This is a genomic window from Azospirillum sp. TSO22-1 (assembly GCF_003116015.1).
Classification (GTDB): domain Bacteria; phylum Pseudomonadota; class Alphaproteobacteria; order Azospirillales; family Azospirillaceae; genus Azospirillum.
Map to the genome: position 1 here is coordinate 43725 of NZ_LGQZ01000133.1, position 19568 is coordinate 63292.

20 protein-coding genes are annotated in these 19568 nt (G+C 70.1%); 13 read left to right on the forward strand and 7 right to left on the reverse strand.

From position 1 onward, the window contains the following. Positions 1–5 precede the first annotated feature (5 nt). The 4 genes from TSO221_RS28805 to TSO221_RS28820 all read left to right on the forward strand — a co-directional run bounded on the left by TSO221_RS28805 (position 6) and on the right by TSO221_RS28820 (position 4281). Positions 6–893, forward strand: a complete 888-nt coding sequence (locus TSO221_RS28805; RefSeq protein ID WP_109121946.1) for a branched-chain amino acid ABC transporter permease — start codon at positions 6–8, stop codon at positions 891–893. Between the two features lie 15 nt (positions 894–908). Continuing rightward, complete coding sequence (locus tag TSO221_RS28810; protein WP_109121947.1) at positions 909–1982, forward strand: branched-chain amino acid ABC transporter permease; 1074 nt, start codon at positions 909–911, stop codon at positions 1980–1982. 39 nt (positions 1983–2021) lie between these two features. After that, on the forward strand, positions 2022–3299 hold the full coding sequence (locus TSO221_RS28815; RefSeq protein ID WP_199229672.1) for an ABC transporter substrate-binding protein: 1278 nt from the start codon (positions 2022–2024) through the stop codon (positions 3297–3299). A gap of 136 nt (positions 3300–3435) precedes the next feature. Continuing rightward, a complete protein-coding gene (locus TSO221_RS28820; protein WP_109121949.1) occupies positions 3436–4281 on the forward strand; it encodes an ABC transporter ATP-binding protein in 846 nt (281 codons plus the stop codon). Positions 4282–4315: 34 nt separating this feature from the next. Here TSO221_RS28820 and TSO221_RS28825 read toward each other — a convergent pair whose 3' ends face one another. From TSO221_RS28825 to TSO221_RS28835, 3 genes are all read right to left on the reverse strand, one after another. After that, positions 4316–4837, reverse strand: a complete 522-nt coding sequence (locus TSO221_RS28825; RefSeq protein ID WP_109121950.1) for a hypothetical protein — start codon at positions 4835–4837, stop codon at positions 4316–4318. 64 nt (positions 4838–4901) lie between these two features. Then, complete coding sequence (locus TSO221_RS28830) at positions 4902–6743, reverse strand: ABC transporter substrate binding protein (RefSeq protein WP_109121951.1); 1842 nt, start codon at positions 6741–6743, stop codon at positions 4902–4904. A 188-nt stretch (positions 6744–6931) separates the two neighbouring features. Continuing rightward, on the reverse strand, positions 6932–7375 hold the full coding sequence (locus tag TSO221_RS28835; RefSeq protein ID WP_158284239.1) for a hypothetical protein: 444 nt from the start codon (positions 7373–7375) through the stop codon (positions 6932–6934). A 155-nt stretch (positions 7376–7530) separates the two neighbouring features. Between TSO221_RS28835 and TSO221_RS28840 the strand changes: the two genes are divergently transcribed. Beyond that, positions 7531–7905, forward strand: coding sequence for a hypothetical protein (locus TSO221_RS28840; RefSeq protein WP_109121953.1), 375 nt, complete (start codon positions 7531–7533; stop codon positions 7903–7905). 3 nt (positions 7906–7908) lie between these two features. Here the strand turns inward: TSO221_RS28840 and TSO221_RS28845 are convergent, their stop codons facing one another. After that, positions 7909–8250 (reverse strand): hypothetical protein, encoded by a 342-nt coding sequence (locus TSO221_RS28845; protein ID WP_109121954.1) that lies wholly within the window; start codon positions 8248–8250, stop codon positions 7909–7911. An 83-nt stretch (positions 8251–8333) separates the two neighbouring features. Between TSO221_RS28845 and TSO221_RS28850 the strand changes: the two genes are divergently transcribed. The 7 genes from TSO221_RS28850 (at position 8334) to TSO221_RS28880 (ending at position 14756) form a co-directional block, all read left to right on the forward strand. Continuing rightward, positions 8334–8840 carry a DUF3305 domain-containing protein gene (locus TSO221_RS28850; protein ID WP_109121955.1) on the forward strand — a complete coding sequence of 169 codons (507 nt, stop codon included), beginning with the start codon at positions 8334–8336 and terminating at the stop codon, positions 8838–8840. After that, the gene (locus TSO221_RS28855; protein ID WP_109121956.1) at positions 8833–9243 is read left to right on the forward strand and encodes a DUF3306 domain-containing protein; all 411 of its coding nucleotides are present in this window, start codon (positions 8833–8835) and stop codon (positions 9241–9243) included. Before TSO221_RS28850 ends, TSO221_RS28855 begins: the two co-directional genes overlap by 8 nt. Positions 9244–9283: 40 nt before the next feature. After that, complete coding sequence (locus TSO221_RS28860; RefSeq protein ID WP_109121957.1) at positions 9284–9886, forward strand: molecular chaperone TorD family protein; 603 nt, start codon at positions 9284–9286, stop codon at positions 9884–9886. Further along, positions 9883–10071, forward strand: coding sequence for a twin-arginine translocation signal domain-containing protein (locus TSO221_RS28865; RefSeq protein WP_109121958.1), 189 nt, complete (start codon positions 9883–9885; stop codon positions 10069–10071). Before TSO221_RS28860 ends, TSO221_RS28865 begins: the two co-directional genes overlap by 4 nt. Before the next feature lie 13 nt (positions 10072–10084). Next, on the forward strand, positions 10085–12982 hold the full coding sequence (locus TSO221_RS28870; protein ID WP_109121959.1) for a formate dehydrogenase subunit alpha: 2898 nt from the start codon (positions 10085–10087) through the stop codon (positions 12980–12982). A 16-nt stretch (positions 12983–12998) separates the two neighbouring features. Further along, positions 12999–13634 (forward strand): formate dehydrogenase FDH3 subunit beta, encoded by a 636-nt coding sequence (fdh3B, locus tag TSO221_RS28875; RefSeq protein WP_109121960.1) that lies wholly within the window; start codon positions 12999–13001, stop codon positions 13632–13634. Positions 13635–13754: 120 nt separating this feature from the next. Next, the gene (locus tag TSO221_RS28880; RefSeq protein WP_109121961.1) at positions 13755–14756 is read left to right on the forward strand and encodes a formate dehydrogenase subunit gamma; all 1002 of its coding nucleotides are present in this window, start codon (positions 13755–13757) and stop codon (positions 14754–14756) included. Positions 14757–14759: 3 nt separating this feature from the next. Here the strand turns inward: TSO221_RS28880 and TSO221_RS36125 are convergent, their stop codons facing one another. From TSO221_RS36125 to TSO221_RS28890, 3 genes are all read right to left on the reverse strand, one after another. Beyond that, positions 14760–14927, reverse strand: coding sequence for a hypothetical protein (locus TSO221_RS36125; protein ID WP_199229670.1), 168 nt, complete (start codon positions 14925–14927; stop codon positions 14760–14762). Between the two features lie 234 nt (positions 14928–15161). Continuing rightward, entirely contained in the window at positions 15162–16490 is a 1329-nt protein-coding gene (locus tag TSO221_RS28885) for a bifunctional serine/threonine-protein kinase/universal stress protein (RefSeq protein WP_199229671.1), read from the reverse strand. Between the two features lie 262 nt (positions 16491–16752). Then, complete coding sequence (locus tag TSO221_RS28890; RefSeq protein ID WP_109121962.1) at positions 16753–17496, reverse strand: metallophosphoesterase family protein; 744 nt, start codon at positions 17494–17496, stop codon at positions 16753–16755. Positions 17497–17716: 220 nt separating this feature from the next. On the opposite strand from TSO221_RS28890, the gene TSO221_RS28895 reads away from it, so the two are divergent. Then, entirely contained in the window at positions 17717–19435 is a 1719-nt protein-coding gene (locus TSO221_RS28895; protein ID WP_109121963.1) for an MFS transporter, read from the forward strand. Positions 19436–19568 lie beyond the last annotated feature (133 nt).

The following is a 19568-nucleotide window of genomic DNA, read 5'->3' on the forward strand; positions in this document are numbered from 1 at the left end:
CAACAATGCAGCTTCTGCTCCAACTGCTCATCAACGGCCTGATCGTCGGTGCCTTGTACGGCGTCGTCGCCATGTCGTTCGTGCTGATCTACAAGGCCAGCCGCATCGTCAACTTCGCGCAGGGCGAGTTCCTGCTGATCGGCGCCTGGACCTGCTGGTGGCTGCTGACCTCGTGGCAGCTGCCGTTCTGGATCGGTTTCCCGATCACGCTGGTGTTCATGCTGGTCTTCGGCGTGATCCTGCAGGTCGTCGTGCTGCGGCCGATGATCGGCGAGCCGATCATCTCCGTCATCATGGTGACCATCGGCCTGTCGATCGTCTTCCAGGCGCTGATGAAGTGGATGTTCGGCGTGTTCGCCAAGCCGTTCCCGCCGATCTTCGCCAGCCCGACCATGAACGTCTTCGGGCTGGAGGTGCAGACCGTCTACGTGGTCAGCCTGGTGATCTCGCTGCTGATCATGGCCGGCTTCGGCTGGTTCTTCAAATACTCGCGCATGGGCCTCGCCATGCGGGCGACCGCCTGGGACCAGCAGGTCGCGCAGTCGCTCGGCATCTCGGTGCGCCAGATGTTCGCCATGAGCTGGGCGATCTCCGCCATGGTCTCGGCGGTGGCGGGCGTCACCGTCGGCGTGGTGAACGGCGTGTCCTCCGCCCTGTCCTTCTTCGGCATCAAGGTGTTCCCGGCGGTCATCCTCGGCGGGCTGGACAGCGTCATCGGCGCGGTCCTGGGCGGCCTCATCGTCGGCCTCTTGGAGAACCTCGCCCACTACGTGGACAGCCAGTGGCTCAACTGGGGCAACATGTACGAGATCGCGCCCTTCTACGTCCTGATCGCGATCCTCATGGTCAAGCCCTACGGCCTGTTCGGCACCAAAGACATCGAGCGCGTGTAAGGAGCGGCCGAGATCATGGCGACCACCACCCTCATCCCGTGCGGCGACTTCAAGACGTCCTACGGCTCCGACACCACCATCTTCCCGACCGTCACCAGCCGCAACTTCGCCATCCTCGGCGTCGTGCTGCTGCTGGCCGCCCCGGCGTTCCTCGACCGCTTCTGGCTGAACCAGCTGATCCAGATCGGCTACCTGGGCATCGCGGCGCTGGGGCTGAACATCCTGGTCGGCTTCACCGGGCAGATCTCCATCGGCCATTCGGCCTTCTTCGGCTTCGGCGCCTTCGCGTCCGCCTGGCTCAACAACCGCTGGGGCATCCCGGTGTGGGCGTGCATCCCGCTGGCGGCGCTGATGACCACCGCGGTCGGCATGGTGTTCGGCGTGCCGGCGGCGCGGCTCAAGGGCCTGTACCTCGCCATCGCCACGCTGGCGGCGCAGTACATCCTGCAGGACTTCTTCGCCCGCGCCGACTGGTTCACCGGCGGCGTGGCCGGCACCATCGCGATGCCGCTGGAACTGTTCGGCTTCGCCTTCGACACCGACCACAGCTACTTCTACGTGGTGCTGGTCTACATGGTGGTGATGTACATCCTGGCCACCAACCTGATGCGCTCGCGCGACGGGCGGGCGCTGGTGGCGGTGCGCGACCACTACCTGTCGGCCGAGATCATGGGCATCAACCTGACCAAGTACCGGACGATGGCCTTCGGCCTGTCGGCCTTCTACGCGGGCATGGGCGGCGCCTTGTACGCCCACTACCTGCAGTTCGTGTCGGTGGAGGGCTTCACCATCCTCTTCTCGATCCAGTTCCTCGGCATGATCATCATTGGCGGCCTAGGCTCGATCATGGGCTCGCTGATGGGCACCGCCTTCATGGTGCTGCTGCCGGAGCTGATGCAGTACCTGACCACCGCGCTGTCCGGCACCGCCATCGACCAGGCGCTCAACCTGCGCGAGGCCGTCGCCTTCCTGCGCGAGATGGCGATCGGCATCGTCATCATCCTCTTCCTGGTGTTCGAGCCGGACGGGCTGGCCCACCGCTGGAAGCAGATCAAGGCCTACTGGAAGCTCTATCCTTTCTCGCACTGACCAATCGACGCAAAGCATAACAGGGGGAAAGCGCACATGATGAAGACGACTCTTCTCGCCACCGTGGCCCTGCTGGCCGTGTCCGGCACGGCCATGGCGCAGCAGAAGATCCCGGTCGGCCATCTCGCCGACCAATCCGGCGCCACGTCGGACGTCGGCGTTCCGTTCGGCCAGGGCGTGGCGGATGCGCTGGCCTACCTGAACAAGCAGGGCGGCGTCGGCGGCACGGCGATGGCGGTCGAGACCGTGGACTACGGCTATCAGGCGCCGCGCGCCATCAGCCAGTACAAGAGCTGGTCGGCCGGCGCCGGCAAGGTGGCCGCCATCCAGGGCTGGGGCACCGCCGACACCGAGGCGCTGACCGGCTTCGTGACCAAGGACGAGATCCCCTACTACTCCGGCTCCTACTCGGGCCACCTGACCGACCCGACGGGCAAGGGCACGCACGGCTCCAAGCCGTCGCCGTACAACTTCTTCTACGGCCCGTCCTACTCCGACGCGCTGCGCGCCATGCTGCTGTGGGCGGCGGACGACTGGAAGGCCAAGGGCGGCGCGGGCAAGCCGAAGTACGTCCACATGGGCGCCAACCACCCCTACCCGAACGCGCCGAAGGCGGCCGGCGAGGAGCTGGCCAAGGAACTGGGCTTCGACGTGCTGCCGGCGGTGCAGTTCGCCCTCACCCCGGGCGACTACACCGCGCAGTGCCTGACGCTGAAGCAGAGCGGCGCCAACTACGCCTACCTCGGCAACACCGCGGGCTCGAACATCTCGGTGCTGAAGGCCTGCCAGACGGTCGGCGCGCAGGTGCAGTTCCTCGGCAACGTCTGGGGCATGGACGAGAACGCCGCCAAGGCCGCGGGCTCAGCCGCCAACGGCGTGGTGTTCCCGGTGCGCACCGCGTCCATCTGGGGCGGCGACACGCCGGGCATGAAGACGGTCAAGGAGATCTCCAAGGTCTCCGACGCGGCCGGCACGGCGTACCGCCCGGTGCACTACGTCGCCGGCGTCTGCTCGGCCTTCTACATGAAGGAGGCGATGGACTGGGCGGCGAAGAACGGCGGCGTGACCGGCCCGAACATCCGCAAGGGCATGTACCAGAAGAAGGACTGGGTGCCGGCCGGCCTCGACAGCGTCTGCGTGCCGTCCAGCTGGACCGACGCCGACCACCGCGGCACGACGCAGGTCAACCTGTACCGCGCCAACGTGAAGGGCGACACCGGCGCCTCGGTCGAGGAGCTGGTCAAGTCCGGCGCCGTCAAGCTGGAGAAGATCGCCACCGTGGACGTCCCGCGCAAGCTCGAGTGGCTGGGCTGGTAAGTCCATAAAGCCCCTCCCCCCTCGCGGGGGAGGGGTTTGGGGAGAGGGGGAAAGTTCGGCTTTGCCACCCTCTCCCCAACCCCTCTCCCGTCAAGGGAGAGGGGCTAAAGGGAACGCAACCCGATCCAGGTGCCGCATGACCATCGCCCAGGCCGAACTCCCCGCGGCGGCTGCCGCTCCGGCGCCGGCCAAGCCGCTGCTGCTCTCCGTCAACAACATCGAAGTCGTCTACAACGACGTCATCCTGGTGCTCCGCGGCCTCAGCCTGGAGGTCCCGCAGGGTGAGATCGTCGCGCTGCTGGGCGCCAACGGCGCCGGCAAATCGACCACGCTGAAGGCCATCTCCGGCCTCCTCAAGACCGAGGACGGCGAGGTGACGCGCGGCGACATCGTCTTCGACGGCGAGCGCATCAATGGCATCGACCCCGACCAGATCGTCCGCCGCGGCATCTTCCAGGTGATGGAGGGCCGCCGCATCATCGGCGACATGACCTGCCAGGAGAACCTGCGCCTGGGCGCCTTCACGCGCCGCGACGGGCAGGTGAAGCAGGACCTGGACATGGTCTACGACTATTTCCCGCGCCTGAAGGAGCGCACGGGCCTCGCCGGCTACCTGTCGGGCGGCGAGCAGCAGATGCTGGCCATCGGCCGCGCGCTGATGGCCCGGCCGAAGCTGATCCTGATGGACGAGCCGTCCATGGGCCTGTCGCCGCTGATGGTGAAGGAGGTCTTCTCGATCATCCGGCGCATCAACAAGGACCTCGGCGTCACCATCCTGCTGGTCGAGCAGAACGCCCGCATGGCGCTGCAGGCGGCATCGACCGGCTACATCATGGAGAGCGGCAAGGTGGTGCTCGACGGCACCGCCGACGAGCTGAAGAACAACGAGGACGTCAAGGAGTTCTACCTCGGCGGCGGCAACGAGGAGCGCAAGAGCTTCAAGAACCTCAAGAGCTTCAAGCGCCGCAAGCGCTGGATCTGACCCCCAACGGGCGCCCCGCGGGGCGCCCGTCCTCTCACGCGAACAGCGCGTCGATCGCCGCCTGGTCCATCAGGCCGGCGTCCGGCTCCGCCTCCAGCGCCTCGGCGGAGAACACCGCGGCGGTGAGGCCGCTGATCTGCAGGATCGCCTCGGTGTTGACCAGCACGTTGGCGAACAGGTCGGTGCCGCTCTCCCAGCGGCCGACCTGGACGGTCAGCGTCATCGCCGCCTCGGTCGCCGTCATCAGCAGCCGCCGCAGGTTCGGCACCCGCTCCAGCCGGCGGCGCGGCGCGTCGGGCAGGGCGCCCTGGCGCTGCACGGCGCGGGCCAGCGCCATCAGGTCGACGACCACCTCGTCGTCGAACACCAGCGACAGGATCGGCTTCATGTAGAAGGTCTGCGCGTCCAGCCCGCCGGCCCCGGCGATCGGGAAGGTCGAGCCGATGCGCCGCGTGCCGTCGACGAACACCTCGGGATAGACCAGCGCCAGTTCCTCGTAGAACGCGGCGAAACGGTGCCGGTAGGTCTCGGCGTCGGGCAGGGCTGTCGGAATCATCGCGTCCTGTCGCTGTGCATCGTTCTCCCGCCCACAGACGAGCATGTGCAGCCTTACCTCGGCGTTAACGCGAATCGACGGGCGGGCGATCAACCAGACGCGCGAAGGTGAGAATCTGGATCGACGGGAAGGCGCCCAGCCGCTGCGCCACCGGCAGGTTGACGAAAAAGCTGAAGCGCTGCGGCACCATGATCGGGATGTCGCCCGGCCGGGCCTGGCCGTGCAGGATGGCCAGCGCCATCTCCGCCGTCTGCCGGCCCAGCTCGGCCAGGGGCGGCATGACGCCGGCCATGCAGCCGGCGTCGATGAAGGTCTCCAGCGCGCAGAAGGTCGGCAGGCGCAGCCGCGCAGCGGCCTGGAACAGCGGGCGGATGTGCGGCGCCAGCCCGGCGCTGGGGATGATGTAGAGCATGTCCGGCCGGCGCGCCGCCACCTCCTCCAGCAGCCGTGCCAGCCCCTCCGGCGTCGCTGCGGCGCGGTCGGTGCGGAAGGGCACGAAGTCCAGCGTGGTGCGCAGCCCCTTGGCGGCGATCTTCAGATCCTCGACCCGCCACAGGTTGCTCGGCTCCACCCCGTCGTACAGCACGGCGACCCGGACGCTGGCGCGGTAGGCGAGCAGGCTGCGCAGCAGCGTCGCCTCGTCGAGCACGTGGATGGTGCCGGTGACGTTGCGGCGCGACCGCAGCGGCTCCGCCGGCCCGGCCGGGGCGGCGACGAGGCCGGCGCCGACGGGATCGGAGACGAAGCTGAACACCACCGGCACCTCGGTCAGGTAGCGCGCCGGGTCCGGCGTGGCGCCGCGCCCGACCAGCGCCGTCACCATGGTGGTGTTCTGCGTGTAGACGAGGTCGGGCCTGAGCGCGCGGATCTCCTCGATCATCGCCGGCATGCGGCGGGTGTCGCCGCCCAGCGAGCGGGCGATGAACTCGACCGGCCGCCCGTCCTCCAGCAGGCGGCGGCGGAAGGCGCGGAAGCTGTCGTAGTCGTCGGACTCGAAGGCCAGCATCACCACCCGCCACGGCCGCTCCTCGGCCCGCGCCGGCACGGCCGCCAGCAGCAGCAGGAGCACCGCCAGCCAGCCCCCCGGCCGGATCCGCCGCGCCACGGCGCCGAAGCCCAGGCCGAAGCCCGCCACCAGGATCAGGCCGTCGCTGTCCACCGGCGGCCCGCCCTGCGCCGCCACCACCAGCAGGCTGTTGGCCGCCGCCACCGCCAGCGCCGCGCCGGGCAGGCCGAAGCGCAGCGCCGCCCAGGCCACCGGCAGCAGCGATGCGGCGACCGCCGCTTCCGTCGACAACGCCCACAGCTCGGTCGCCACCAGCACGGCGACGCACGCGGCGAGAACGCCGCTGGCGTGCATCAGCGCCTCGGAGACCGGGGCCTCGGGCGGCCGCAGCCGCCCGGCGAGCACCAGCAGGGCCGGCGTGAAGCTCAGCACGGCGGCCAGCTCCTCGGCGAAATAGACGCCGAACAGGCCGGTGCTGAACCCCACCGATGGCACCTCGGCCGCCGCCGCCAGCGTGCCGGACAGCGCCGAGGCGGCCGGCGCCAGCACCATGGCGGCCAGCAACCACACCGCGCCGCGCATCCCTGCGGCCCGGCCCGCGGTGCCGCCCCGCCACGCCAGCGCGACCAGCGCGGCGCCGGCCGGCAGGGCAAGGTGGCGCAGCACGACGACCGCCGTGGGCGCGACCAGCGACCAATGCGCCCACAGCGCGCCGACCAGCAACTCCACCGCGATCAGCAACGGCAGGCTCGGCAGCGGCGCCACCAGGAACGCCGCCAGCCGCAGCGCCGCCGGGACGAACCACGGCCAGGAGCCGCCGGCCATCACGCCCCACTGCCCCAGCTCGTACAACGCCAGCCACGCGGCCCCGTAGCCGCCGGCCAGCAGCAGCCCCGCCAAAACGCACCGCAGCAGAGCTTCAGGAGAAGACAGGGGGCGTAAAAACATGCCGGCAATACAACTGTAGAATAGCCGCACCGTACCGCTATTCTAAACAGTACGGTGCCCAAGACAACATGGACGTCGGATTATTACAACTGCGGAGCATAGGCGTAACGTGTGCGGACGATTCACGACACAACGTAAAATTAGGGGCCGCGCAGCCATGCCTCCAGGGTGTCGGCTTGGGCGGGAGGCTTGAACTTGGGCGCGGGCTTGGGCGCGGGCTTGGCCGTGCCCAGCATGGCGCCCGGCGCAAGGCTGCCGTCCGGCTCGACCCGCGCGCGGTAGCGCGTGCCCATGGGCGACAAGAACTCGCCCTCGCCGGTGGGCCGGCCGCGCGCGAAGCGGCCGACGTAGCGCCGGCCGTCCGGCAGGGTCAGCGTGCCGAAGCCCTCGGGCACGCCGTCGCGCCACGCGCCGCGGTAGTGCCGGCCGTCGGGCCACACCTGCACGCCGTCGCCGTCGGGGCGGCCGTGGCGCAGCGCCCCGTTGTAGGCGCGTCCATCGGGCCATTCCAGCCGCTCCCCGGCGCGTGCGGCGGCGGCAACGAACAGGAGGGTGAGCAACAAGGCGGTGCGGACCGCGACCACGGGGCGTCTCCGTCGGTTGTAGCGGAGCGCGCAGCCTGCGCCCGGCCCGGCCCGCGGCGCTGTGAGCCGCGCCACACCCGGAAGTATGATGGGAAGCATGATGGCGGGCCGGCCGGTTGGCGCCTACAGTCCGCCTCTCGACTGCGGAGACCGCCATGACCCGTATCCTCGCCGCCCTGTTCGCGACCCTCGTCTCGGGCGCCTTGCCGGCCGCCGCCCGCGCCGCGCCGCCGCCGGGCCACCCGACGCCGCAGGACGCCGGCCAGATCCTCGGCGTGCCGGCGCAGACGCAGGGCGAGCCGATGCCCTACAAGGGCAAGGTGGTGGAGACCTTCGACGCCAACGCCTACACCTACATCCTGTTGAAGGACGGCAACGCACAGCGCTGGCTGGCGGCGCCGCGCACGGCGGTGAAGCCGGGCCAGACCGTCCACCACGGCCAGGGCGCGGAGATGCAGAACTTCCACTCCAAGGTGCTGAACCGCACCTTCGAGCGCATCCTGTTCGTGGGATCCGTGCGCGCCGAATAGGCGCTATTTCGTTTCCTGGCTGGTGAGGTCCGACGGGTTCTGCGAACGCGTCGGTTCCTGCGGGTCGTCGGGCTCGCTGGCCAGCGGGTTCGGGCGCGGCACCGGTGTGCCCTGAAGGTCCGGCGGCGCCCGGCGCACCGCGGCCAGCGCCTCGACCAGCTCGGCCGCCTGGGTGTTGCCCTTGGTCTCATGGGTTGGCGAGCGGATGCCCTGGGGATTGGGGTGCGGCTCCTGGCTTTCGCGAACGGCGGGGTCCTTGGCCAAATTCTCCTTCTGCCCATCCTGGGCGGCGGCGACGGATACCAGGAGCAGGCAGGCCGCGCTGAACGGCAGGATGGCGCGCATGGACGGGTTCCTTCGGGAAAGACCAACACACGCCTGAACAGCAGACGGGGGGAGCAAGTTTCCCGCCCCGCTGTTTTCCTGTCATGGACAGCACCGAGCAGCGGACCATTGGCGTGGTGGTGGAGCGGCGGCGCACCGGCAATCCCTGGCAGCCGGAGCGCTGGAGCGCCGTCGCCCTGCTGCCCGGCCGGCCGGACGCGGCGCCATGGACGGTGCTGGAGTCCGGCGAGGGCTGGGCGCGCTGCTACGCCGGGGCGGCGGAGGTGACGCTGTTCGCCAGCGACACCGACAACTACCGGCACAACCTCGACGGCCCGCGGCCCACGGCCTTCGTCATCCTGCGCCGCGACGGCGGGGAGCCGGGGCTGCGGCTGCTCGGCGTCACCGTCGATCCCGGCGAGATCGAGGCGCATTCCGATGCCGGCGACGACCTGATCGAGGCGCTGCCGCTGCCGCCCGACCTCGCCGCCTGGATGCGCGGCTTCGTCGAGCGGCACCACGTCGACCGCCCCTTCCACAAGCGCACGCGCGACCGCGCCGACCTCGAGGCGCTGGCCCGCCGCCCCCGTCCGGAGCGCGAGCATGGCTGACGAAGAAGACTTCCTGTCCCGCTGGTCGCGCCTGAAGCGCGAAGGCGAAGCGCCACCCGGGCCCCCGGTGCCCGAACCCGTCGCCGAGGAACCCGAACGCGCGCCCCTGCCGCCCATCGACAGTCTGGGGATCGACAGCGACTACACCCGCTTCCTCGCCCCCGACGTGCCGGTCGAGATGGCGCGGCTGGCGCTGCGCAAGGCATGGGCCAGCGACCCGGCGATCGCCGACTTCCGCGGCTTCGCCGAGTACGACTGGGACTGCAACGCGCCCGGCTACGGCGCGCTGCGGGCCACCGACCAGGTCGCCGACCTGCTGAACGCCGTCTTCGGCGATATGCCGGAAGAGGAAGCCGCGGCCGGCGAGCCACCCGAAAAGGACACCGAAACATCAGAGGCTTAGCGCTGTTGACGCTCCTAGGGAGAACGGAGACGGCGCAGACATGGCGGCGCTTGCCGAACGGGCGATGGTGGACGATGCCGACCGCCTGCGGGCGCAGGCCTACACGTTGCTGGCCCAGGTGCTGGCGCGGCCGCCGTCGCGCGCCCTGTTGACGGCGTTCAGCGGGCTGACCGGCGACGCCACCCCGCTGGGCCGCGCGCTCGACGCGCTGGCCGACGCCGCCCGGTCCACCAGCGCCGACGACGCCGAGCGCGAGTTCAACGCGCTGTTCATCGGCGTCGTGCGCGGCGAGCTGGTGCCCTACGGTTCCTATTACCTGTCCGGCTGCCTCAACGACCGGCCACTGGCCGCGGTGCGCGGCGACCTGCGCGTGCTGGGCTTCGAGCGCACGCCCGGCGTCGCCGAGCCGGAGGATCACGTCGCCCTCCTGTGCGAGGTGATGGCGGCGCTGGCCGAGGGCGCGCCGCTGTCCACCCAACAACGCTTCTTCGAGCGCCACCTCGCCCCCTGGGCCGGCGGCTTCTTCGCCGACCTGGAGCACGCCGCGGCGGCGCGCCTGTACCGGCCGGTGGGCACCGTCGGCCGGCTGTTTCTGGGCATCGAGCGCGATGCCTTCGCCCTGATACCGAGGACCTCCCCATGACCACCAAGCCCACCGGCATCGACCGGCGCGACCTCCTGAAGGGCCTGGGTTTCGGCGCCGCCGGCGCCGCGGCGCTCACCGCGGCGCCGACGGCCGAGGCCGCCGAGACGCCGCAGGAGCAGGTCAAGCAACGTTACGCCGAGACCGACCACATCAAGCGCTTCTACGCCCTCAACCGCCTGTGAGGCGAGGCCCGCCATGCTGACCAAGCGCTCCTCCGGCACCGCCCCGCGCGGGCACCTTGCGCGCTCCCTGACCGCCGGGACCGGCAAGGGGGTGAGCCGGCGCGGCTTCCTGCACGGCTCCGGCCTCGCGGCCGGCGGCATGGCGGCGCTCTCGGCGCTGCCGGCGGCGATGATCCGCAGGGCGGAGGCCGCCGGGCCGATCCCGGGGGCCGAGACGGTGACGCGCAAGAACATCTGCACGCACTGCTCGGTCGGCTGCACGGTGATCGCCGAGATCCAGAACGGCGTGTGGACCGGCCAGGAGCCGGGCTGGGAGAGCCCGATCAGCCAGGGCACGCACTGCGCCAAGGGCGCCTCGGTGCGCGAGCTGACCACCGGCGAGCGGCGGGTGAAGTACCCGCTGAAGCTGGTGGACGGCGAATGGAAGCGCATCTCCTGGGACGTCGCCATCGAGGAGATCGGCAACAAGCTCCTGGAGATCCGCCGGACGTCCGGGCCGGACAGCGTGTTCTGGCTGGGCTCGGCCAAGTTCTCCAACGAGGGCTCGTACCTGTTCCGCAAGCTGGCGGCGTTCTGGGGTACCAACAACGTCGACCATCAGGCGCGCATCTGCCACTCCACCACGGTCGCCGGCGTGGCGAACACGTGGGGGTACGGGGCGATGACCAACTCCTACAACGACATCCAGAATTCGAAGTGCCTGGTCCTCATCGGCGGCAACCCGGCCGAGGCGCACCCGGTGTCGATGCAGCACATGCTGCGCGGCAAGGAACGCAACCGCGCCCCCTTCATCGTCATCGACCCGCGCTTCACCCGCACCGCCGCGCACGCCACCGAGTACGTGCGCATCCGCCCCGGCACCGACATCCCGGTGGTCTGGGGCATCCTCTGGCACGTCTTCGAGCAGGGGTGGGAAGACAAGGAGTACATCCGCCAGCGCGTCTACGGCATGGACCAGGTCCGCGCCGAGGTGAAGAAATGGACCCCGCAGGAGGTCGAGCGCGTCTCCGGCGTCCCCGGCGAGCAGTTGAAGCGCGTCGCCGAGGCGATGGCGAAGAACAGGCCGTCCACGCTGATCTGGTGCATGGGGGCGACGCAGAAGTCGGTGGGCACCGCCAACGTCCGCGCCTTCTCCATCCTGCAGCTGGCGCTCGGCAACATCGGCATCGAGGGCGGCGGCGCCAACATCTACCGCGGCCACTGCAACGTGCAGGGGGCCACCGACTTCGGCCTGGATGTCTCCACCCTGCCCTCCTACTACGGGCTGGCGGAAGGGGCGTGGAAGCACTTCTGCCGGGTCTGGGAGGTCGATTACGAGTGGATGAAGAGCCGCTTCGCCTCCAAGGCGTTGATGGAGGCCAAGGGCATCCCGACCACCCGCTGGTTCGACGCGGTGCTGGCCAAGAAGGAGGACGTCGAGCAGCCGGACACCCTCAAGGCCATGCTGTGCTTCGGCCACGGCGGCAACACCGTGACCCGCATGCCGGAGATGGTGAAGGGCCTGGAGAAGCTGGAGCTGCTGGTCATCGCCGATCCGCACCCGACCACCTTCGCGTCGATCAGCGGCCGGAAGAACGGCAGCTACATCCTGCCCGGCTGCACGCAGTTCGAGACGGACGGCTCGCGCACCTGCTCCAACCGCTCCATGCAGTGGGGCGAGAAGCTCGTCGAGCCGATCTTCGAATCCAAGGACGACTACACGATCATCTACCTGCTGGCGAAGAAGCTCGGCTTCGCCGACGAGATGTTCAAGCACATCACGGTGGAGGGCACACGCCCGGTGCCGGAGGACATCCTGCGCGAGATCAACCGCAGTTGCCTCTCCACCGGCTACACCGGCCAGTCGCCGGAGCGCCTCAAGCTGCACATGAAGCACCAGGCCGACTTCGACAAGATCACCATGCGGGCCGAGAGCGGCCCCTGCAAGGGCGAGTACTACGGCCTGCCCTGGCCGTGCTGGGGCCATCCGGAGCTGAAGCACCCGGGCTCGGCCATCCTCTACGACACCTCCAAGCACGTCATGGAGGGCGGCGGCGTCTTCCGCGCCCGCTTCGGCGTCGAGCGGGAGGGCGTCAGCCTGCTGGCCGAGGGCTCCTACTCCAAGGGCTCGGAGATCCAGGACGGGTACCCCGAGTTCACCATGGCCGTGCTGAGGAAGCTCGGCTGGGACAAGGACCTGACGGCGGAGGAGATGCGCGTCATCCAGGCCATCGGCGGCGACAAGATCGACGAGGTGAGCTGGCAGACCGACCTGTCCATGGGCATCATCCGCGTGGCGCTCAAGCACGGGTGCTCGCCGCACGGCAACGCCAAGGCGCGCGCCGCGGCCTGGAACCTGCCCGACCCGGTGCCGGTGCACCGCGAGCCGATCTACACCCCGCGCAAGGACCTCGTCTCCCAGTACCCGGCGATCAACGACCGCCGCGACTTCCGCCTGCCGCAGCTCGCCAAGTCGGTGCAGGCCGGCGCCGTCGACAAGGACGTGGCCGGCAAGTTCCCGTTCGTCCTCACCTCCGGCCGGCTGGTCGAGTACGAGGGCGGCGGCGAGGAGACGCGCTCCAACCGCTGGCTGGCCGAGTTGCAGCAGTCGATGTTCGCCGAGATCAACAGCAAGGACGCCGAACGCCTGGGCATCAGGAACGACGCCTGGGTCTGGGTGTACGGACCGGAGAACAACGCCAAGGTCAAGGTGCGCGCCCTGGTCACCAACCGGGTGGGGCCGGGCACGGTGTTCATGCCCTTCCACTTCTCCGGCTACTGGCAGGGCGAAAGCCGGCGCGCCGCCTACCCGCCGGGCACCGACCCCATCGTGCTGGGCGAGTCGGCCAACACGGTGACGACCTACGGCTACGACCCGGTGACGTTCATGCAGGAAGCCAAGGTCACGCTGTGCCGCGTGGAGCCGGCGTGACGGGAGGACCCAAGCCATGGCACGCATGAAGTTCCTCTGCGACGCCGAACGCTGCATCGAGTGCAACGCCTGCGTCACCGCCTGCAAGAACGAGCACGAGGTGCCCTGGGGCATCAACCGCCGCCGCGTCGTCACGATCCGCGACGGCGAGCCGGGCGAGCGCTCGATCTCCATGGCCTGCATGCACTGCACCGACCCGCCCTGCGCGGCGGTGTGCCCGGTCGACTGCTTCTACCAGACGGCGGAGGGCGTGGTGCTGCACAACAAGGACCTGTGCATCGGCTGTGGCTACTGCTTCTACGCCTGCCCGTTCGGTGCGCCGCAGTTCCCGCAGACCACCAACTTCGGCGGGCGCGGCAAGATGGACAAATGCACCTTCTGCGCCGGCGGCCCGGAGGCCGACGGCAGCCCCGAGGAGTTCCAGAAGTACGGCCGCAACCGCCTGGCCGAGGGCAAGCTGCCGCTGTGCGCCGAGATGTGCTCGACCCGCGCGCTGATGGCCGGCGACGGCGACGTGCTGGCCGACATCTACAAGGAACGCGTGGTGCGCCGCGGCTACGGCTCCGGCGCGCACGGCTGGGCCACCGCCTACGCCAGCCGCAACCGCGGCGACGCCCTGGCGCCGGGGCGGGTTGGTACCGGCGGCAGTTAATGGCGTATAGGCACAATGTGTTGATTGATAATGGGTTATAGCCGACCAGAGCGCCCCCAAACCCGTCATCCCCGCGAAGGCGGGGATGACGGAAAAGGAACGAAGCGAGGAGACGATACCATGCGGCACCTCCGTCCCTTCCTGCTCCTCGCAGCGCTGCTGCTGGCGGCCCCCGCCGTGCAGGCGCAGCTCTACCAAGCCCCCGGCCCGACCTCGCCGACCTCCAAGGATCAGGTGGAGCTGTACGCGCCGCACCAGGACAAGGAGGTCGGCATCGTCTCGATCCCCGACTCCAAGCTCGCTGTGCTGGTGCAGCCGGAGGGGCGGGAATGGCGCGGGTTCCGCACGGTGATCCTGCGCTGGGGCGCCGCCATCGCCATCCTCGGCATGGCGGGGCTGCTGCTGCTGTTCTACCTCGTGCGCGGCACCATCCGGATCGGGGAGGGGCGCGCCGGGCGCACCGTGCCGCGCTTCGCCGCGCTCGACCGATTCGCGCACTGGACCACGGCGACGAGCTTCCTGCTGCTGGCGCTGACCGGGCTGGTGGTGACCTTCGGCCGGCCGCTGCTGATCCCGCTGATCGGGCATCCGGCGTTCACCACGCTCGCCCAGTCGGGCAAGGCGATCCACAACTTCCTCAGCGTGCCGTTCGTGTTCGGCATCCTGCTGATGATCGTGCTGTGGGTGCGCGACAACATCCCGGAAAAGGCCGACCTCGTCTGGCTGAAGACCATGGGCGGCCTGTTCTCCAAGTCGGGCGAGCATCCGGAGTGCGGGCGCTTCAACGCCGGGCAGAAGGGCATCTTCTGGGCGGTGGTGCTGGGCGGCGGGGCGCTGGCGGCGACGGGATTCCTGCTGCTGGCGCCGTTCGCGCTGACCGGCATCGGCGGCATGCAGATCATCCACGTCGTCCACGGCGCCCTGGCGGCGCTGATGATCGCCATCATCCTGGCGCACATCTACATCGGCTCGGTCGGCATGGAGGGCGCCTTCGACGCCATGGGCACCGGCCACGTGGACGAGAACTGGGCCAGGGACCATCACCGCCGCTGGTACGACGAGCAGGTCGGAAAGGGCCGAGTCGACCCGCCCCCCGCCGTCCGGCCGCACCCCGCGGAGTAGCGGCTACCGGCCGGAGAAGTGCCGCGCCTCGACCGAGCCGCCCTCGCCCACCCGCGCGCTCTGGCGGGCGAAGGCGTCGTCGGCGCTGCGGCTGAACCCGGTTTCCAGCACGACGCCGGTGCCGATGGCCAGCGCCAGCACGAAAAGCACGGCGAAACCGAAGGCGTTCATGGACGGAACTCCCGCTTGAATCCGGTTCCTCCTTCCAACAGCGGAGAGCGGCGCCGGTCACGGTTGCACCGCTGGCGTTGCAGATAGTCCGTTTCTCCGATTGCCAAGCGCGCCGCTTCGTGGCCTGCTAGGAGGGCCTCGAATGTTCTAGAGAGCGCATACCAGCCTGAGCGGCGGGCTTCGCGGCCCGCCGCTTTCTTTTTTTGTCCGGCGCTTGCTTGGGAGGGGAAGCGGCTATTCCGTGCCCGGCCCGCCCTCCTCCGCCGCAGCGCCGGGCCGTTCAGCCGGGCGCACCACGGTCACCGTGCAGGGCGCCTGCGCCACCAGGGGCGACGACACGCTGCCGAGATAGCGCCGCAGCGCCGAATGCCCGCGCGCCCCCACCACCAGATGGTCGACGTGGTTGCCGCGCACGTAATCCAGAATCGCCGCCGCGGCGTCCGGCGCCTCCAGCACATGGTAGGTGATTCGCTCCGGCGCCACGTTCAGTGGCCGGGCCCAGTGCTTGAGGCGCACCAGCGCGCCGACGTGCCGGTTGTTGCCCTCCTTGTCGACGTTGATGTCCATGCCGATTCGCGGCACCCGCTGCACCATCAGGCAGGCCAGCCGCGCCCCCGGCGCGCAGCCCAGCAGCATGCCGGCGGTGCGCCGCTGCGCCTCGCTGAGGTCCGATTCGCCCTCCGACAGGTCGACCGCCACCGCGATGATCGGCGCGCGCGACAGCCGCTCCGACACCGAGGGGCGGACCGCCGGCGTGCGTGCCAGCCAGCGCAGCCAGCCGCGCGCCACCGAGACGGCGCTGTCCCGCCGCGTCCGCTCGGCGCGCGCTGTCAGCGTCACCTGGTCGGGGTTCTTCAGCAGGAACGCCACCTGCGCCGCCGACTGCCAGCGCGCCGCCGGATCGACCTCCAGGCAGCCCAGCACGATCTCCTGCAGCCAGGGCGGGCAGTCCGGGTTCAGCGCGCGCGGCGGCACCGGCGCGCGGTACAGGCGGCGGCGCAGGCCGCGCACCGTCTGCGGGCTGCCGAAGGGCATGCGGCCGGTCACCAGCTCATACAGCACGGCGCCCAGCGCGAACAGGTCGCTGCGCGGGTCGTCGCGCACGCGCATCACCTGCTCCGGCGCGATGTAGGCGCCGGTGCCGGCGGGGGCGTGCATCTCCTCGGCGATCAGATCGGGCCGGCCGTCCAGGCGCGACAGGCCGAAGTCGATCAGCACCGCCTCGCCGGACGGGCGGAACATGACGTTGGACGGCTTGACGTCGAAGTGGACGAGGTGCTGGCGGTGCAGGTCGTGCAGCGCCGCCGCGACCCGCGCGCCCAGGTCGGCGGCGCGCCCGGCCGGCAGCGGCGCCTCGGCCAGCACGGCGGACAGCGGCTCGCCGGGCAGCCGCTCCATGACGATGTAGGGCTGCGTCTCGAAGTCGCCCGAGCCGACGTAGCGCGGCACGTGCGGCCCGTCGAGCAGCGGCAGCAGCATCTGCTCCACCTCGAAGCCGAGGATCGCTGTCGGGTCGTCGCCGTAGCGCAGCAGCGGCACCTTCATCACCAGCGGCTCGGGCACTTCGCTCTGAAGCCCTTCTCCCCTTGAGGGAGAAGGGTTGGGATGAGGGGTCGTAGCCGCCGGAGGCGGCGGAAGAGTTTCGGGCCGGCTGTCGCCGGCGCACCCCTCTCCCCCACCCCTCTCCCTCAAGGGGAGAGGGGCTTGTCCGGCATCCACGCGCGTCACCCGCCACAGCGCCGCCATGCTGCCCTGGTGCAGGCGCTCCTCCAGGCGGTAGCCGTCGACGACGGAGCCGGGGGTGAGGACGAGCGGGGCCACAGCGTCACCCTCCCTCGCGCAGGCGCGCCGCCAGCCGCGGCGGCAGGCCGGCGCGGCGCACCTTGTCCGCCGCCGTCTCGTGGTCGTACGGCACGCGGTGGAAGGTGAGCACGCCGGCGGCGGCGTCGAGCACGGCACAGCAGGCCGCCGGGTTGCCGTCGCGCGGCTGCCCGACCGAGCCGGGGATCGCCAGCCAGCGCCGCCGCCCGCCCAGCGGCACCGGCGCGCCTGATGTCGGCTCGAAGCGGATCGCCGGGCCGCCGGGCGCCTGCTGGTACAGCGCCGGCTGGTGGACGTGGCCGCACAGCGTGATGCGCCGCTCCGTCGCCTCCAGGCTGCGCCGCGCCTCCGCCGTGCCGCGGACGTAGGCCCAGCGCCCGGGATCCCAGGCGTTGGCGTGCACGTACAGGCAGGGGCCGTCCTCGACGCTCAGCGGCAGGCCGGCGAGGAAGGCGCGCTGCGGCCCGGTCAGCTGCGCGGCGGTCCACTCGGCCGACGCGCGGGCATCGCCGCTCATCCGCTCGGAGGGACCGAGCAGCGCCGCCTCGTCGTGGTTGCCGAACACCGCGGCGTCGCCGCGCCCGACCCGTTCCATCACCGCATCCACCACCCAGCCGGGGTCCGCCCCGTAGCCCACGAGGTCGCCCAGGAACACGCAACGCTGCGCCCCCGCCTGCGCGGCGTGCGCCAGGCAGGCCTCCACGGCCTCCCGGTTGGCGTGGAGATCGGCGAGCAACGCGATGCGCATGGTCCGGACGACATTCCCCTTCAGTTGCCCTGGCCGGCGCAGTATCGCCCGAGCCAACCCCGCCACCACCCCCGACCATGGTCCAGGATGATTCCACCGGCCTTTGCTGCAAATGGTTTGGGAGATGGAACGTACGCTTACAATACCGTCCGCCGCACGGCCAATGTCGTGCGGACAAGGACCGGCGTTCCCGACCAAACGGTGAGGGAGTGACAACGCAATGGCCTACGCAGCAACCACGGCCGACACCACGCGGCCGATGGCCGCCGAGGAGAAGAAGGTGATCTTCGCTTCCTCGCTCGGCACCGTGTTCGAGTGGTACGACTTCTACCTGTACGGCTCGCTCGCGGCGGTGATCAGCAAGCAGTTCTTCTCGGGCGTGAACCCGACCGCGGCGTTCATCTTCGCGCTGATGGCGTTCGCCGCCGGCTTCGCGGTGCGCCCGTTCGGCGCGCTGGTGTTCGGGCGCCTGGGCGACCTGATCGGGCGCAAGTACACCTTCCTGGTCACCATCCTGATCATGGGCGCCTCGACCTTCATCGTCGGCATCCTGCCCGGCTACGCCTCCATCGGCATCGCCGCCCCGGTCATCCTGATCGGCCTGCGCCTGCTGCAGGGCCTGGCGCTGGGCGGCGAGTACGGCGGTGCCGCCACCTACGTGGCCGAGCACGCTCCGCACGGCCGCCGCGGCGCCTACACCTCGTGGATCCAGACCACGGCGACGCTGGGCCTGTTCCTGTCGCTGCTGGTGATCCTGGGCTGCCGCGTCTCCATGTCGCCGGAGGCCTTCGACGACTGGGGCTGGCGCATCCCGTTCCTGCTGTCGATCGTGCTGCTCGGCGTGTCGGTGTGGATCCGCATGAAGCTGAGCGAGTCGCCGGCCTTCAAGCGCATGAAGGAGGAGGGCAAGACCTCCAAGGCGCCGCTCACCGAATCCTTCGGCCAGTGGAAGAACCTGAAGGTCGTGCTGCTGGCGCTGTTCGGCCTCGTCGCCGGCCAGGCGGTGGTGTGGTACACGGGGCAGTTCTACGCGCTGTTCTTCCTGACGCAGACGCTGAAGGTCGACGCGCAGCCGGCCAACCTGATGATCGCCGCGGCGCTCCTGCTGGGCACGCCGTTCTTCGTGATCTTCGGCTCGCTGTCCGACCGCATCGGCCGCAAGCCGATCATCATGGCCGGCCTGCTGCTCGCCATCGTCACCTACTTCCCGATCTTCAAGGCGATCACCCACTACGCCAACCCGGCGCTGGAGCAGGCCATCGCCACCTCGCCGGTGGTCGTCACCGCCGATCCGAACGAGTGCTCGTTCCAGTTCAACCCGGTCGGCACCTCGAAGTTCACCAGCTCGTGCGACATCGCCAAGAGCGCGCTGGTCCGCCGCGGCATCCCGTACTCCAACGAGACCGCCCCGACCGGCACCGTCGCGCAGATCAAGGTCGGCAGCACGGTCATCCCGTCCTACAACGCCTCGGCGGCGCCGGCCGCCCCGGCGTCGGTGTCGGTCGGCCACGGCCCGGCTCCGGCCGCCGCCGCTCCCGCCCCGGCCGCGGGCGCCACCTTCGAGAAGGGCGTCGCCGACGCGCTGAAGACCGCCGGCTACCCGCCGAAGGCCGACCCGGCGCAGACCAACGCCTTCATGACGATCGTCCTGCTGACCGTCCTGGTCATCTACGTGACCATGGTGTACGCGCCGATCGCCGCGATGCTGGTCGAGCTGTTCCCGACGCGCATCCGCTACACCTCGATGTCGCTGCCCTACCACATCGGCAACGGCTGGTTCGGCGGCTTCCTGCCGACGACCTCCTTCGCCATCGTGGCGGCCACCGGCGACATCTACTCGGGCCTCTGGTACCCGATCATCATCGCCGCGGCGACGCTGGTCATCGGCCTGCTGTTCGTCCGCGAGACCAAGGACGTGGACATCTACGCCAACGATTGATCTTTCCCCTCCCCCAGCCCCGCTGGGGGAGGGTCAGGGTGGGGGCGACGGCTTTCCCAAAAGGCCGCTGCCCCCTCCTAACCTCCCCCAGCGGGGCTGGGGGAGGGATTTTGTTTTTTGATCTATACTCCCC

What these genes read in the sequence shown, in the direction of transcription:
- TSO221_RS28805 (WP_109121946.1), top strand. Translation starts at nt 6, where the DNA reads ATGCAGCTTCTGCTCCAACTGCTCATCAACGGCCTGATCGTCGGTGCC.
- TSO221_RS28810 (WP_109121947.1), top strand. Translation starts at nt 909, where the DNA reads ATGGCGACCACCACCCTCATCCCGTGCGGCGACTTCAAGACGTCCTAC.
- TSO221_RS28815 (WP_199229672.1), top strand. Translation starts at nt 2,022, where the DNA reads ATGAAGACGACTCTTCTCGCCACCGTGGCCCTGCTGGCCGTGTCCGGC.
- TSO221_RS28820 (WP_109121949.1), top strand. Translation starts at nt 3,436, where the DNA reads ATGACCATCGCCCAGGCCGAACTCCCCGCGGCGGCTGCCGCTCCGGCG.
- TSO221_RS28825 (WP_109121950.1), bottom strand. Translation starts at nt 4,837, where the DNA reads ATGATTCCGACAGCCCTGCCCGACGCCGAGACCTACCGGCACCGTTTC.
- TSO221_RS28840 (WP_109121953.1), top strand. Translation starts at nt 7,531, where the DNA reads ATGACCCGTATCCTCGCCGCCCTGTTCGCGACCCTCGTCTCGGGCGCC.
- TSO221_RS28845 (WP_109121954.1), bottom strand. Translation starts at nt 8,250, where the DNA reads ATGCGCGCCATCCTGCCGTTCAGCGCGGCCTGCCTGCTCCTGGTATCC.
- TSO221_RS28850 (WP_109121955.1), top strand. Translation starts at nt 8,334, where the DNA reads ATGGACAGCACCGAGCAGCGGACCATTGGCGTGGTGGTGGAGCGGCGG.
- TSO221_RS28855 (WP_109121956.1), top strand. Translation starts at nt 8,833, where the DNA reads ATGGCTGACGAAGAAGACTTCCTGTCCCGCTGGTCGCGCCTGAAGCGC.
- TSO221_RS28860 (WP_109121957.1), top strand. Translation starts at nt 9,284, where the DNA reads ATGGCGGCGCTTGCCGAACGGGCGATGGTGGACGATGCCGACCGCCTG.
- TSO221_RS28865 (WP_109121958.1), top strand. Translation starts at nt 9,883, where the DNA reads ATGACCACCAAGCCCACCGGCATCGACCGGCGCGACCTCCTGAAGGGC.
- TSO221_RS28870 (WP_109121959.1), top strand. Translation starts at nt 10,085, where the DNA reads ATGCTGACCAAGCGCTCCTCCGGCACCGCCCCGCGCGGGCACCTTGCG.
- fdh3B (WP_109121960.1), top strand. Translation starts at nt 12,999, where the DNA reads ATGGCACGCATGAAGTTCCTCTGCGACGCCGAACGCTGCATCGAGTGC.
- TSO221_RS28880 (WP_109121961.1), top strand. Translation starts at nt 13,755, where the DNA reads ATGCGGCACCTCCGTCCCTTCCTGCTCCTCGCAGCGCTGCTGCTGGCG.
- TSO221_RS36125 (WP_199229670.1), bottom strand. Translation starts at nt 14,927, where the DNA reads ATGAACGCCTTCGGTTTCGCCGTGCTTTTCGTGCTGGCGCTGGCCATC.
- TSO221_RS28890 (WP_109121962.1), bottom strand. Translation starts at nt 17,496, where the DNA reads ATGCGCATCGCGTTGCTCGCCGATCTCCACGCCAACCGGGAGGCCGTG.
- TSO221_RS28895 (WP_109121963.1), top strand. Translation starts at nt 17,717, where the DNA reads ATGGCCTACGCAGCAACCACGGCCGACACCACGCGGCCGATGGCCGCC.